The sequence below is a fragment of the Shinella sp. 20P9.1.1 genome (genome assembly GCF_057798995.1).
Genome location: NZ_JBYOLC010000006.1, coordinates 54,144 through 67,896 on the forward strand (window position 1 = coordinate 54,144; position 13,753 = coordinate 67,896).

The following is a 13,753-nucleotide window of genomic DNA, read 5'->3' on the forward strand; positions in this document are numbered from 1 at the left end:
TTTGTGGATTCCGTAACGGCAGGCTGCAAAGAAAAAAAGCCGCAAATCCCGGGATTTGCGGCCTTTCCAGTAGAATATGAGGGATTTCTTCCTCAACCCGGCATAATCATTTTTTCGGGACGTACAACTTCGTCAAACTCTTCATTGGTGACGTAACCGCCGCCGACGGCTTCCTCACGCAGCGTCGTGCCGTTCTTGTGCGCCGTCTTGGCGATCTTCGCGGCGTTGTCGTAGCCGATCTTCGGGGCGAGCGCGGTGACGAGCATCAGCGAGCGGTCGAGCGCTGCCTTGATGTTGTCTTCGCGGGCCTCGATGCCGACGACGCAATTGTCGGTAAACGAGATCGCGGCATCCGACAGGAGCTGGACGGACTGCAGGAAGTTGTAGGCCATCAGCGGGTTGAAGACGTTGAGCTCGAAATGGCCCTGGCTGCCGGCGAAGGTGAGCGAGGCATGATTGCCGAACACCTGGGCGCAGACCTGGGTCAGCGCCTCGCACTGGGTCGGGTTGACCTTGCCGGGCATGATCGACGAGCCGGGTTCGTTTTCCGGCAGCGCCAGTTCGCCGAGGCCCGAGCGCGGGCCGGAACCGAGGAAACGGATGTCGTTGGCGATCTTGAAGAGCGCGGCGGCCGCCGCATTGATCGCGCCGTGCGAGAAGACCATCGAGTCGTGGGCGGCCAGCGCCTCGAACTTGTTCGGCGCGGTCTTGAAGGCGATGCCGGTGATCGAGGCGATGTGCTCGGCGACCTTTTCGGCAAAGCCGATCGGGGCGTTGAGGCCCGTGCCGACGGCGGTGCCGCCCTGGGCAAGTTCGCACAGGCCCGGCAGCGTCAGCTCGATGCGCTTGATCGACGAGGCGACCTGCGCGGCGTAGCCGGAGAATTCCTGGCCGAGCGTCAGGGGCGTGGCGTCCTGCGTGTGCGTGCGGCCGATCTTGATGATGTGATCGAAAGCCTTGACCTTGGCTTCGAGCGCGGCGTGCAGGTGCTTCAGCGCCGGCAGCAGATCGTGCACGATGCGCTCGGCGCAGGCGATGTGCATGGCCGTCGGATAGGTGTCGTTCGACGACTGGCTCATGTTGACGTGGTCGTTCGGATGCACCGGCTTCTTGGAGCCCATGACGCCGCCGAGCATTTCGATCGCCCGGTTGGAGATCACTTCATTGGCGTTCATGTTGGACTGGGTGCCCGAGCCCGTCTGCCAGACGACGAGCGGGAAATGGTCGTTGAGCTTGCCGTCGATGACTTCCTGCGCGGCTTCGGTGATGGCCTTGGCGAGAGCCGGATCGAGGCGGCCGAGTTCGGCATTGGCGCGGGCGGCGGCCTGCTTGACGATGCCGAGCGCACGTACGACCGACAGCGGCTGCTTTTCCCAGCCGATCTTGAAGTTGCCGAGGGAGCGCTGGGCCTGCGCACCCCAGTAGCGGCTGTTGTCCACTTCGATGGGGCCGAATGTATCCGTTTCCGTGCGCGTCGATGTCATAGTGCTTCCCGCTTCTCCGAGCCCATGCGTCAAGATCTGCCGCCGGCTTTGCCGCCGCATGGGGCGCGGCAGGCCGGTCGAGCGCGCGCCTTTTCGAGGCCGCGCTGGCGCGAAAAAATCGCGCAAATCTCTGGCCTATCTGCGACCCGCTTGCAAGGGCGGAATGGCGGAAGAAGACGATACTTTCGGTTAAAATCGATTAGGCGGAAAACGGGCCGGGAAGGTGTGCGGGAGGCGATGCGTGCTGTGCCTTTTCCATCACAATCGCCGGCTTGTTTTTTCGGCGAGTTCCAGCAGGCAGGCGGAAATTTTCGCCTCCTGCGCGAAATTTCGCCACCAATTCAAATTTTTACGCAGGCTCGTCCGTTTGCTTTTCCAGGTGTCGGCGTCACGGATATGTGAGGTTTTGCGGGGCTGGCGGGAAGGGGTGTTTCCTTTTCATTCACCATCCTTTCCTATAACTTACCGGCCTGCTGGTTCGGGCGCCGCCAGAGACCGCGCGTTGCGGTTCATACGGGGAATGGATTATTTATGAAGCTGACAAAGACTGCCGTGCTGGCCGCCGCGCTGGCTCTTTCCTGCGCCACCATCACGCTCCACGCTGCACCGGCCAACGCCCTGACGCTGTTCGACATCTTCCGCGGCAAGAAGAAGGAGCCGGTGCGCGAAGAATTGCCGGGTGTGACCACGGGTGCCGCCCTTCCGGGCGCTGAGACGAAGCAGGCGGCCAAGCCGCTGCCGCGCGTCACCGGCCCGCGCTACTACACCTACAAGGCTGACGGCCTGAAGCGCGTCGCCGTCGAGAAGCTCGCCGACCCGGTCGTGACGAGCTCGATCACCGTTGACATCCCGGCCGCCGGTGACGCCGGCGTGCGCGCGGCCTTCGCCAATGTGAACGTGCGCACGACGCCCGATGCCGCCAAGGCGGTCGAGGCATTCTACGCCACGCAAAAGAAATTTGTCTGGATCGACGGCACCGGCATCAACGAAAAGGCGAAGAGCGCGATTGCTGTTCTCGCCGACGCCGCCTCCGTCGGCCTAGATCCCTGGGACTACGCGGTCAAGATTCCGTCTGATAGCTTCGACAGCGCCGACATCAACAAGCGGTACGACGAGCTTGCGACCTTCGAGATCGCGCTGTCGTCGGCTGTCGCCACCTATGTGCAGGACGCGGTGCGCGGCCGCATCGATCCCAATCGCATTTCCGGCTATCACGATTTCAAGCGCAAGGACGTCAACATCGTCGCCGCGCTGAAGAACGTCGCGATGAGCAGCAACGTCAAGGGCTATCTGGAAAGCCGCTCGCCCGCCAGCAGCGACTTCCAGGCGCTGAAGGCCGAGCTTGCAAAGCTCAAGGCCGAGAGCACTGCGGAAGACCGCGTCGTCATCGCCGATGGCACGCTGCTGAAGCCCGGACAGAGCAATCCGGAACTCTCCAACATCGTCAAGGGCATCGTCAAGCACGGTTCCGATGCGCTGAAGACCGAGCATTCGCTCACGATCGCCGGCTACAAGGACACGCCGGAATACACGCCGGAACTGGTTTCCCTCGTCGAGGCCTTCCAGAAAGAAAACGGCCTGAAGCCGGATGGCGTCGTCGGCAAAGCCTCGATCCGCAAGATGGTCGGCGGCGACAGCGCGGCCGACAAGATCGCCAAGCTGGAAGTGGCGCTGGAACAGGCGCGCTGGCTGCCGGTCGATCTCGGCGCGCGCCATGTCTTCATCAACCAGCCGGCCTTCCAGGTCTATTACTACCAGGACGGCCACGAAAAATTCTCGATGCGCACGGTCGTCGGCTCGAAGTCGAACCAGACCTATTTCTTCGAGGACCGCATCCAGACCGTCGAAGTGAATCCCTATTGGGGCGTGCCGCAGTCGATCATCATCAACGAGATGCTGCCCAAGCTGCGCAACGACCCGAATTATCTTGACCGCATGGGCTATGAAGTGGCCGTGGGTGGCAGGGCGGTTCCGTCGTCCTCCGTCAACTGGTATGGCTCGACATCGGGCATTTCCGTTCGCCAGCCGCCGAGTGGCGACAATGCGCTGGGCGAATTGAAGATCCTCTTCCCGAACAGCCATGCCATCTACATGCATGACACGCCGTCGAAGAGCTTCTTCAAGAAGGATATGCGGGCGCTGAGCCATGGCTGCGTGCGCCTTGCCGAGCCCCGCAAGATGGCTGCCGCCGTGCTTGGCGTGACGGAAGCCGATGTCGCCAAGGAAATTGCCGGCGGCAAGAACAAGGGCATCAACGTCAAAGCCGATATCCCGATCTACGTTGCCTATTTCACGGCCTGGCCGAACAAGGACGGCGCGGTTGAATATTTCGACGACGTCTATGGCCGCGACGACTATATGCGCAAGGCTTTCGCCGCCACGCAGAAGGCGCGGCAAGTCCAGGGCTGATAGCGTCAAAGGGCAAGTGTATCGAAGGCGCCGTGTCCGGAAGGATACGGCGCCTTTTTCCTGTCAGCGCGCGAGCAGGCGCTCGATGAGATCGGGCGTCAGTTCGTCGAAATGCGTGACGACATGGCTGGGCTCGAGTTCTGCGACCGGCACGTCGGAATAGCCGAAGGGTACGCCGATGGAGGGCACGCCGGCATTGCGGGCGACCAGGATGTCGTTGAGGCTGTCGCCGACCATCACCGTGCGCTTCGGATCGCCCTCCGCAAGGCGGACCGTGCCGAGCAGGTGTTCGGCATCGGGCTTGCGGACCGCGAAGGTGTCGCCGCCGGTGATTGCGGCAAAGCGGGCGGTCAGGCCAAGACCGTCGATCAGGCGGCGGGCAAGGCCCTCCATCTTGTTGGTGCAGACGGCAAGGCGGTAGCCGGAACCGGACAGGCGATCCATGGCCTCGACGAGGCCGGGATAGGGCACGGAGACGCCCGGCATCGCAGCGGCATAGTGCTCGACGAAGACATCAAGCATGCGCTCCAGCTCGCCATCCGTGATGTCCCTGCCGCGCAGCGAAAAGGCGCGCTTGATCATGACCTGTCCGCCATGGCCGACGAGATAGGTGAGATCGCCATAACCGACGGGATCGAGGCCTTCGAGGCCGATCGTGTGGTTGAGGCTCGCCACGAGGTCGTGTGCGGTGTCGATGAGCGTACCGTCGAGATCGAAGACAACGAGAGAAGCGGACATGGGAAACCTTGTCGAAAAGATGGGAGGCGGGTCTCTCCGGTAGGCGATGGAGGCGGCATTTGCAATTCCCTTGTGCCGACGCCTTTGAACGGCGCGCGTACCCGCCGGCTTTGCCGCGATTTTGGCTTTCGTTTGCCGGGCGGGGCGTGTAAGTGTCTCACCGGAATTTCCGGCCGCTTCGTACGAAGGGCCGACAGGTTGGTTTTAGGGAGTGCGTGGCGGATGGACGCCAGGGAAATGAAGATCAAGGCTGCGGAAGCCGCTCTTGCCCATGTGGAAGACGGCATGCGGCTCGGTATCGGCACCGGCTCGACGGCGGAGGAATTCGTCCGGCTTCTGGCGGAAAAGGTGGCCGGCGGCCTCAAGGTCGAAGGCGTGCCCACCTCCGAGCGCACGGCGCGGCTCTGCGTCGAACTCGGCGTGCCCCTGAAGTCGCTCGACGAACTGCCGGAACTCGACCTGACGATCGACGGCGCCGACGAAGTCGATGGCCGGCTGCGCCTCGTCAAGGGCGGCGGCGGCGCGCTGCTGCGCGAGAAGATCGTCGCGGCAGCCTCGGCCCGCATGATCGTGATTGCCGACGAGACCAAGGTAGTCGAGACGCTCGGCGCGTTCAAGCTGCCGATCGAGGTCAATCCGTTCGGTCTCGTCTCCACGCGCATCGCTATCGAGAAGGCGGCCGCGCGGCTTGGCCTTTCCGGCCCGCTCACGCTGCGCGCCTCCGGCGACGGCACCTTCAAGACGGATGGTGGGCACTATATTCTCGACGCATCTTTTGGCCGCATTCCTGATGCAGATGCGCTCGCAAGCAGCCTCAATGACATACCCGGTGTCGTCGAACACGGACTCTTCATCAATATGGCGTCGCTTGCCATCATCGCCGGTCCGACTGGTGCGCGCACGCTGACGGCAAAAGCATAGACAGGAGCACAGACCGACATGATCAACTTTGCTGGTTTCGGCCGGACCCTCGCGGTAACCCTCATCGTTTCGGCAAGCCTCGTCGGCGCCGCCAAGGCGCAGGAGGTCTCGGAAGAGCAGTTGAAGACCGCGCGCGCCGCCATCGACGCCATCGCGGCGACCGCAGGCTTCGACAACATCCTGCCGAGCCTTGCCATGCGCGCCAAGGCAGCGCTCATCCAGGCTTCGCCGAACCATGAGGCGGAAATCAACGCGACCGTCGACGAGCAGGCGCTGGCACTTGCGCCGCGCCGCGCCGATCTCGAGAAGGAAGCCGCGACGATCTACGCTAAGACCTTCACCCAGGACGAGCTGAAGGCGATCGCCGACTTCTACTCCTCGCCGGTCGGCAAAAAGCTCCTGACGGACGGTCCGATCGCAACGCGCAGCCTCATGAAGGCAGCCGAGATCTGGGCTGCCGGCATCGGCCGCGACCTGCAGGTCGAAAGCGGCAAGAAGCTGCAGAACATCCTCGGCGCTCCGGCGACTACCGAAGGCGGCGAAGCGCAGCAGCCGCAGCAGTAAGCGAACAAAAAAGGCGGCCTTCGGCCGCCTTTTTCAGATCCGTTGCATGACGCGGGCCGCCCTATCAGGGGCGGCCCGTTTTTATTCGTGGATCGTATATTCGCCGAGTTCGCAGAGGTTCTGCGTGTCGGTGGTCGTATCGAGATCGGACTCCTCGGCGAATTCGAAGCGCATGTCGTAATTGCAGACGTCACGACCGTCGGCGATCGTGATTTCGATCGTCTCGCCGGGGTTAAGGACCTGCTCGCCGAAGACATCGTCTTCCCACTTGTCGACGCCGACGGGCGAGGTGTGGAAACGGGTCAGGACGGAGTTGGTGCCGTTCTTCAGCTGGAAGACGAGGTCTTCCGCGAGAGCGGGGCCTGCAAGCATGGCGAGTGCCAGTGCCGATGCTGCGAAAACTTTAGATTTAGACATATCTATCATCCGGTTAGCCCACAATCGGGCGCTCATTTCCTACGGCGCCTTTGTTTCGCCGTAAATGGGATACGCCTGCTTTTTTAGAAAAAACTGTTGGGCGGCGCGCCTTGGTCACGCTCCGATTTGCAGATCGTTGCGGCGTGCTCTTTTCCTTTTTGTTGCGGCGTTCCTATATGGAGAAAACCGGGCGGCGGATTCGCGTCGCCGCACCCCATACGGCCGTCCGGCCAGCCTTGCCCGCAGGAGATCACCATGCCGACATTCGACTACGACCTCTTCGTCATCGGCGGAGGCTCCGGCGGCGTGCGCAGCGCGCGCCTTGCGGCCAGCATGGGCAAGAAGGTGGCGATCGCCGAGGAGTTCCGCTTCGGCGGCACCTGCGTCATCCGCGGCTGCGTGCCGAAGAAGCTTTATGTCTATGCCTCGCAGTTTCCCGAGCATTTCGAGGACGCGGCCGGTTTCGGCTGGACGGTCGGCGAAAGCACCTTCGACTGGCAGGCGCTCGTCGCCGCCAAGGAGAAGGAGATCACCCGTCTCGAAGGCCTCTATCGCAAGGGCCTCGACAATGCGGCTGCGACCATTCTGGCGACCCGCGCGGTGCTGGTCGGCCCGAACACCCTGCGCCTGACCGCGACCGACGAACTGGTGACGGCCGAGCGCATCCTGATCGCCGTCGGCGGTCATCCGACGCCGCATCCCGATCTGCCGGGCCACGAGCTCTGCATATCCTCAAACGAGGCCTTCGACCTGCCGGAGATGCCTGAAGCCATCGTCATCTCGGGCGGCGGCTATATCGCGGTGGAATTCGCCAATATCTTCCACGGCCTCGGCGTCGAGACGACGCTGATCTATCGCGGCAAGCAGATCCTCTCGCGCTTCGACCACGACATGCGTCAGGGCGTGCAGGCGGCGATGATCGCCAAGGGCATCCGCGTGATCTGCGAGGACCTCATCACCAGCGTTTCGGAAACGGCGCATGGCAAGCGGTCCGTCGCCACCAAGGCCGGCGAGACGCTTGTCGTCGACCAGGTCATGCTGGCGCTCGGCCGCGTGCCGAACACCGGCAGCCTCGGGCTGGAGACGGCGGGGGTCAAGACGAATGAACGCGGCGCCATCATCGTCGACGACTATTCGCGCACCAACGTTCCCGGCATTTTCGCGCTCGGCGACGTGACGGATCGCGTGCAGCTGACGCCGGTCGCCATCCATGAGGCGATGTGCTTCATCGAGACGGAGTTCCGCGGCAATCCGGTCTCGCCTGACCACGACCTCATCGCCACCGCCGTCTTCTCGCAGCCGGAAATCGGCACGGTGGGCTTGAGCGAAGAGGATGCGGCGAAAAAGTTCGACGATCTCGAAATCTACCGCGCCGAATTCCGGCCGATGAAGGCGACGCTGTCGGGCCGTCAGGAAAAGACGATCATGAAGCTCGTCGTCAATGCGGCGGACCGCAAGGTCGTCGGCGCACACATTCTCGGCCACGAGGCCGGCGAGATGGCGCAGCTGCTCGGCATCTCGCTGAAGGCCGGCGTCACCAAGGACGATTTCGACCGCACCATGGCGGTGCATCCGACGGCGTCGGAAGAGCTGGTGACGATGTACCAGCCGAGCTACCGCCTCAGGAACGGGCAGCGGCTCTAAGCGCCGGCTTCCTTTCCACCGGGAGACGACCGGCGAAACGATCCTCGTGGCGCTTGAAGAGGGTAACGAGCCGATCGAGCGCAAGGCGCATTTCCGGCCGGTGGCGATCGTCGTCGTTGACGGCGAGCCACAGCGGGTGGGTGAGGGCCTCGATGGGGTCACCCTCGCGCACCAGCCCCGGTATCGTGTCTCCCACGAAGGTGGGCAGCACGCCGCGCCCCGCACCGCCGGCTATCAGCCGGGCAAGGATGTCCGGCGCGTTGGTCCAGGTGTGGATCTGGTTTTCGTGATGGCGGAAGACCCATTTTTCCGGCTCGGAGACCGCGACTTCCGTGCCGATCGATACCCAGGGCAGATTCCCTTCGAAAGCGCGGCCCGCCGCACGGTAGACCGAATAGGCGACGTCCACAGACTTGCGCACGGCGACATTGCCGGTCTTCGGCGCCGCATGGAGGAGGAAGATCATGCCGTGGCGATAGGTGAGGTCGTCGCCGGGTGGGAGCCGCTTGCAGCAGAGGCGGAAACTGTCTTCAGCGCCGCGTAGCGCGCCGGTGTTGTCGGCCACGAAACCCGTCAGCCAGATATCGCCGGCAACGGAAACGATGGGCAGCGCGAAGGCATCGCCATGCCAGCGGGTGATGTCGGCCGTCGTGCGGCGGATCGTCTGCACATGCTCGAACAGCACCACGCCGTCAGGTGCCAGCCGATAGCCCTGCTGGCTGCGGACGAAGAGCGTGCGGCCCATGGTGCGCTCCAGCGCCAGCATGCGGCGGCCGATCGTCGGCGCGCTGATGCCCGTCATGGTCGCCGCACCGGCAAGTCCGCCCTCGGCGGCGACATGGAAGAAAAGCTGCAGGTCGCTCCAGTCGACTTCCGACATGTCCGGCTCCTCGTTTGTGCCTGCCTTCATACCGCAAAAGCCGCCTCTGGTATCGCTCACCGGTGAAACGGACGTTTCATTTCCGCATCTACGAAGACCGCAGACCGGTCGCTACTTCCATGACGGACACCGAAAACAGGGAGTTTCGTCATGAGCCCGGAATGGATGGTCGCCTTCGATCGACAGACGACCGCGATGCAGCGGTCAAAACGTGACGCCTTCGCCGACCCGCTGGAGCGGGTGGAGTGGTGCGGCCTGCAAGGTGTGAACACTCTGTTCAGCCGATGGCTGGGAAGCACCCGGCCGCAACCGCGAAAGGCCATGCAAAGGCCTGTTTCCGGCTGGATATTCCCGTCCGGGACGGCTTCGCGCCGCTCGCAGGCCTGACCGGCCGCCTGCGGCCTGTCACATGAAAACACCGCCGTCGCAATTGCCTCGGCGACCGCTGGAAGTTCGGCTATGCAAGAACCATCTAACGGTTTATAAGCCCGCATCTTCAAAAAGGAGGGGCGCCCGCAGGCTTTCGCGAGCGCTTCAGGACAGGTGAGTATCATGGCACAGAATTGGACCCCGACCAGCTGGCGGCACAAGCCCATCCAGCAGGTTCCGGATTATCCGGATCTCGCCGCATTGGCGGCGACTGAAGAGCGCCTCGCGAAGTTTCCGCCGCTCGTCTTCGCCGGCGAAGCCCGCCGCCTGAAGGCCTCGCTCGCCAATGTCGCAGAAGGCAAGGGCTTCCTGCTGCAGGGCGGCGATTGCGCCGAGAGCTTCGCCGAACACGGCGCCGATACGATCCGCGACTTCTTCCGCGCCTTTCTCCAGATGGCCGTGGTCCTGACGTTTGGCGCCCAGCAGCCGGTCGTCAAGGTCGGCCGTATTGCCGGCCAGTTCGCGAAGCCCCGTTCCTCGGGCATCGAGAAGCAGGGTGACGTGTCGCTGCCGTCCTACCGCGGCGATATCATCAACGGCATCGAATTCACCGAGGAAGCCCGCATTCCGAATCCGGAACGCCAGATCATGGCCTACCGTCAGTCGGCTGCGACGCTGAACCTGCTGCGCGCCTTCGCGATGGGCGGTTACGCCAATCTCGACAACGTGCACCAGTGGATGCTCGGCTTCGTCAAGGACAGCCCGCAGGCCGAGCGTTACCGCAAGCTCGCCGACCGGATTTCCGAAACGATGGACTTCATGAAGGCCATCGGCATCACGCCGGAAACCAACCCGAACCTGCGCGAGACCGATTTCTTCACGAGCCACGAGGCGCTGCTGCTCGGCTACGAGCAGGCGCTGACCCGCGTCGATTCGACCTCCGGCGACTGGTACGCCACCTCCGGCCATATGATTTGGATCGGCGACCGCACGCGCCAGGCCGACCATGCGCATATCGAATATTGCCGCGGCATCAAGAACCCGCTCGGCCTCAAGTGCGGCCCGTCGTTAACCGGCGACGGCCTGCTGGAGCTCATCGATCTCCTGAACCCGCAGAACGAGGCCGGCCGCCTGACGTTGATTTGCCGTTTCGGCCACGACAAGGTCGCCGACAACCTGCCGAAGCTCATCCGTGCCGTCGAGCGCGAGGGCAAGAAGGTCGTCTGGTCCTGCGATCCGATGCATGGCAACACGATCACGCTCAACAACTACAAGACCCGTCCGTTCGAGCGGATCCTGTCGGAAGTCGAAAGCTTCTTCCAGATCCACCGCGCGGAAGGCACGCATCCGGGCGGCATCCATATCGAGATGACCGGCAACGACGTGACGGAATGCACGGGTGGCGCACGCGCGCTGTCGGGCGACGACCTGGCCGACCGCTACCACACCCATTGCGACCCGCGCCTCAATGCCGACCAGGCCCTCGAGCTCGCCTTCCTTCTTGCCGAGCGCATGAAGGGCGGCCGCGATGAAAAGCGGATGGTTGTGAACGGCTGATCTCTATCCGTTCATGCTTTGGCTCCGTAAATTAGCGGCGCTGATGCAAGCATTCAGGAATGTGAATTTGACAGGACCGGGCCGGCTGACAAAGCTGGCCCGGTTTTCGTTTGTGTAGCCGCGCCATGGCGCGCCGCGCGAAAGCAAATGGGACGAGGCGAAGCCGCCTACGATCCATGTCGTGGAAACAAAGGCTCGAAGGGGGAGACATGAGCGAGACGCATTCGGGACATTGCCTTTGCGGCGCGGTGCGGTTTCGCACATCCGGCAAGCTGCGCGAGGTGATCGCCTGCCATTGCAGCCAGTGCCGCCGACAGACGGGGCATTTTTATGCGGCGACCAATGTGCAGGACGACGGGCTGGCGGTGGAGGGCGCCGACAGCGTCACCTGGTACCGGGCCAGCGAGACGGCGAGCCGCGGCTTCTGCCGCACCTGCGGCTCGGCGCTGTTCTGGAAGGGCGACGGCTCGGACTATACTTCGATCATGGCCGGCTCGTTCGAGCAGCCGACGGGGTTGAAGATCGGCATGCATATCTTCTGCGCCGACAAGGGCGACTACTACGAGATCGTCGATGACGCGCCCCAATATGCTCAAGGCGGATGAGGCGCGCCGTCATCTTCACTGCACAAGGGCTGGGCGCTGGCAGCGCACGCCGGTGACGCGGATATCCGCTTCCCCGACCCTGACGCCGACGACCAGCAGCAGATTGTAGAGCAGCTCGTCGATCGGCGCCGTTACCGTTGCCAGCGTGGAGGCGAGCGCGGCTGTTACCGCCTTCGGCGTGCCGAGCGTCAGGAAGAGGATCTGGATGTCGAGATCGAGGTTCTGAAGCAGCGTCGTCGTCGCGGAGGTCAGCGTGTGGCGTGTTGAGACGGTCTTGACGGCGCGGGAGGCAATGTCCGTCGGTGAGAAGGCGAGGCGGGTGCGGCCGAGGTTTTTTGCTTCGACATGAGCGATGGCATCGATGCGGACGAGACCGGAATCGAGGATTCTTGCTTTCTGGACGCGGGCCTCGTCGGAAAAATCCGAGAGCACGGCGGGATCGACCTTGCCGAGCGCGATTTCCGCCACACCCGGTACGGCATCGACCGAGACATTGGCGTTTTCCGCCTTGCCGCCGAGGCAGCGGATATCGGCAAGTTTGGCCTCCGATGCCGCGACCTCGACATAGAGCGGCAGTTTTATGCGAAGGCCGGCGAGTGCCGCAAGGCCGTCGAAACTCACCTCCACGGCAAGTCGCGTCTGGGCGCTGCGCACGGCGCTGCCAGGCTCACCCAGGCGATGGGCGGGCGTTTCGACCGGCGGTTCGCCGATGGCGAGGCGGACGGTGACGGCGGCGAGACCGGGCAGCGAGGTGCCCAGATCGAGCGCCACCTGGTTCTTGCCATTGGCAAGGGCTGCCGCGGCCGAGACCATCTGCAGCGCGTTGACTGCCATCTTCCAGTCTCCGCCAGTGGCGACGGCGAGGCCTTTCTTCGGATCGATATTGAGGATGCGCGACAGTGGCAACTTGACCTTGCTGCTTGCCGTTGCCTGTTCGATCATCCTGAGCGCTGATTTGGTGGTGGCGGAAAGGCCTTCGACGGCGCGCATCGAGGCGAGAAGCTGCGGCATGGTGATGCCGGCATTCAGCACGTCCTCATAAGTGGCCGCCGTAAGGTTGAGCTGTGTCGCGACGGCCTTGAGAAAGGGATTGACGGCAATGTCGGTATCGACGAGGGCCCGATAGTCCATCACTTTCAACGAGAGCTTGGTGCCCAGCAATTGGCCGAGCAGTGCATTGAGAATGCCGTCATTGAGGCTGGCAAGCCGCGTGCCGACCGAAAAAGCGGCGATCTTGTTGCGGGCCGCAGAACCGACGGCCGACAAAACCGGCGGCTCGGGCATGAAGATCGACGCGATGAAAAGATCTGCGGGACGGGTGAGCGTGACGCGTGCGGCATCGGCGTCGGCGCTGGCTGGCTTGAAGCGTGCTTCCGGGGTGATATCGGGATCGGCGCTATAGCGGCCGCGCTCGATCTTCGCCGCGGCGAGCGTTCTCTTGGTGCCGGCCGGCAGGGTGATCGGCTGGATGAGGTTGCCGCCGTCCTTGTCCGTCACGGTGACGGGCATGCCGTTCAATGCGAAATAACTGGCCGCCGATTTCTCCGCCTCGCTGATATTGGCCGCGGCGGCGATGGCAGCGAGATCGGCGGAGGCCTGCAAATGGCGCTGCTGCACGGTGAGGTAGCCGTAGTCGACACCGAGCGCGATGGAGAAGACCAGCAGCGGCAGGCTGAGGGCAGCGAGTGTGCCGATATTGCCGGAGCGATCAGTGAGGAGGTTGGACGGGCGCTTCGTCATCACAGGCCTCCCACGCGCACGGTGGCGTAGCGCTCGATCTTTTCCTGCGGCAGGGCGAAGGTGAACATCTTCCAGATCGGCAGGTCGCTGGAATCGTAGGAGATGGTCACCGTGAATTGATCCGGATTGCCGGGGTCGTCGGCCACCAGCACATTCATCTTCTTCCGGTTGATGAAGGAGTAATTGAAGCGCGAGGCATCGAGATAGTGATTGACCAATGTCACGCGTTCTGCCGGGTTGAGGCCGGCGACCGCCGTGCGGGCGGCATCCGCCGCGATCTGTTGCACCGAATGGGTGACGGACAGGTAGATGCCATAGGCGATCAGCGTGAAGAGGACCAGGAAGAACAAGGGCGCGATGATCGCGAATTCCAAGGCCGATGTGCCGGCGCGATCCTTCGACAAGCGGGACAGAACGTGCATGAC

The 13,753-nt window shown here is 63.3% G+C and carries 13 protein-coding genes; 7 read left to right on the forward strand and 6 right to left on the reverse strand.

All coding sequences use genetic code 11. The features are described from left to right. Positions 1–92 precede the first annotated feature (92 nt). On the reverse strand, positions 93–1,544 hold the full coding sequence (gene fumC / locus AC27VQ_RS12250; RefSeq protein WP_313530647.1) for a class II fumarate hydratase: 1,452 nt from the start codon (positions 1,542–1,544) through the stop codon (positions 93–95). 471 nt (positions 1,545–2,015) lie between these two features. Here fumC and AC27VQ_RS12255 point away from each other — a divergent pair, with 471 nt between their 5' ends. Beyond that, positions 2,016–3,893 (forward strand): L,D-transpeptidase family protein, encoded by a 1,878-nt coding sequence (locus AC27VQ_RS12255; RefSeq protein ID WP_488716465.1) that lies wholly within the window; start codon positions 2,016–2,018, stop codon positions 3,891–3,893. Positions 3,894–3,956: 63 nt separating this feature from the next. Here AC27VQ_RS12255 and AC27VQ_RS12260 read toward each other — a convergent pair whose 3' ends face one another. Continuing rightward, positions 3,957–4,631 carry an HAD family hydrolase gene (locus AC27VQ_RS12260; protein ID WP_488716466.1) on the reverse strand — a complete coding sequence of 225 codons (675 nt, stop codon included), beginning with the start codon at positions 4,629–4,631 and terminating at the stop codon, positions 3,957–3,959. Positions 4,632–4,853: 222 nt separating this feature from the next. Between AC27VQ_RS12260 and rpiA the strand changes: the two genes are divergently transcribed. Both rpiA and AC27VQ_RS12270 read left to right on the forward strand, forming a co-directional pair. Beyond that, positions 4,854–5,552 carry a ribose-5-phosphate isomerase RpiA gene (gene rpiA, locus AC27VQ_RS12265; protein WP_488716467.1) on the forward strand — a complete coding sequence of 233 codons (699 nt, stop codon included), beginning with the start codon at positions 4,854–4,856 and terminating at the stop codon, positions 5,550–5,552. A gap of 18 nt (positions 5,553–5,570) precedes the next feature. Beyond that, complete coding sequence (locus AC27VQ_RS12270) at positions 5,571–6,116, forward strand: DUF2059 domain-containing protein (protein WP_488716468.1); 546 nt, start codon at positions 5,571–5,573, stop codon at positions 6,114–6,116. An 81-nt stretch (positions 6,117–6,197) separates the two neighbouring features. Here AC27VQ_RS12270 and AC27VQ_RS12275 read toward each other — a convergent pair whose 3' ends face one another. Then, a complete protein-coding gene (locus AC27VQ_RS12275) occupies positions 6,198–6,533 on the reverse strand; it encodes a hypothetical protein (RefSeq protein WP_488716469.1) in 336 nt (111 codons plus the stop codon). Between the two features lie 255 nt (positions 6,534–6,788). On the opposite strand from AC27VQ_RS12275, the gene gor reads away from it, so the two are divergent. After that, entirely contained in the window at positions 6,789–8,177 is a 1,389-nt protein-coding gene (gene gor / locus AC27VQ_RS12280) for a glutathione-disulfide reductase (protein WP_488716470.1), read from the forward strand. Here gor and AC27VQ_RS12285 read toward each other — a convergent pair. Further along, positions 8,155–9,057, reverse strand: a complete 903-nt coding sequence (locus AC27VQ_RS12285; RefSeq protein ID WP_488716471.1) for a LysR family transcriptional regulator — start codon at positions 9,055–9,057, stop codon at positions 8,155–8,157. The genes gor and AC27VQ_RS12285 overlap by 23 nt on opposite strands. Before the next feature lie 150 nt (positions 9,058–9,207). On the opposite strand from AC27VQ_RS12285, the gene AC27VQ_RS12290 reads away from it, so the two are divergent. From AC27VQ_RS12290 to AC27VQ_RS12300, 3 genes are all read left to right on the forward strand, one after another. Further along, positions 9,208–9,444 carry a hypothetical protein gene (locus AC27VQ_RS12290; protein WP_488716472.1) on the forward strand — a complete coding sequence of 79 codons (237 nt, stop codon included), beginning with the start codon at positions 9,208–9,210 and terminating at the stop codon, positions 9,442–9,444. Between the two features lie 165 nt (positions 9,445–9,609). Beyond that, a complete protein-coding gene (locus AC27VQ_RS12295; RefSeq protein ID WP_313530669.1) occupies positions 9,610–10,983 on the forward strand; it encodes a class II 3-deoxy-7-phosphoheptulonate synthase in 1,374 nt (457 codons plus the stop codon). Between the two features lie 209 nt (positions 10,984–11,192). Next, positions 11,193–11,588, forward strand: a complete 396-nt coding sequence (locus tag AC27VQ_RS12300; RefSeq protein WP_488716473.1) for a GFA family protein — start codon at positions 11,193–11,195, stop codon at positions 11,586–11,588. 15 nt (positions 11,589–11,603) lie between these two features. Here the strand turns inward: AC27VQ_RS12300 and AC27VQ_RS12305 are convergent, their stop codons facing one another. Together AC27VQ_RS12305 and AC27VQ_RS12310 are read right to left on the reverse strand one after the other, a co-directional pair. Then, positions 11,604–13,328, reverse strand: coding sequence for a pilus assembly protein TadG-related protein (locus AC27VQ_RS12305; RefSeq protein WP_488716474.1), 1,725 nt, complete (start codon positions 13,326–13,328; stop codon positions 11,604–11,606). Then, the gene (locus tag AC27VQ_RS12310; RefSeq protein ID WP_313530677.1) at positions 13,328–13,750 is read right to left on the reverse strand and encodes a TadE/TadG family type IV pilus assembly protein; all 423 of its coding nucleotides are present in this window, start codon (positions 13,748–13,750) and stop codon (positions 13,328–13,330) included. Before AC27VQ_RS12310 ends, AC27VQ_RS12305 begins: the two co-directional genes overlap by 1 nt. Between the last annotated feature and the right edge of the window lie 3 nt (positions 13,751–13,753).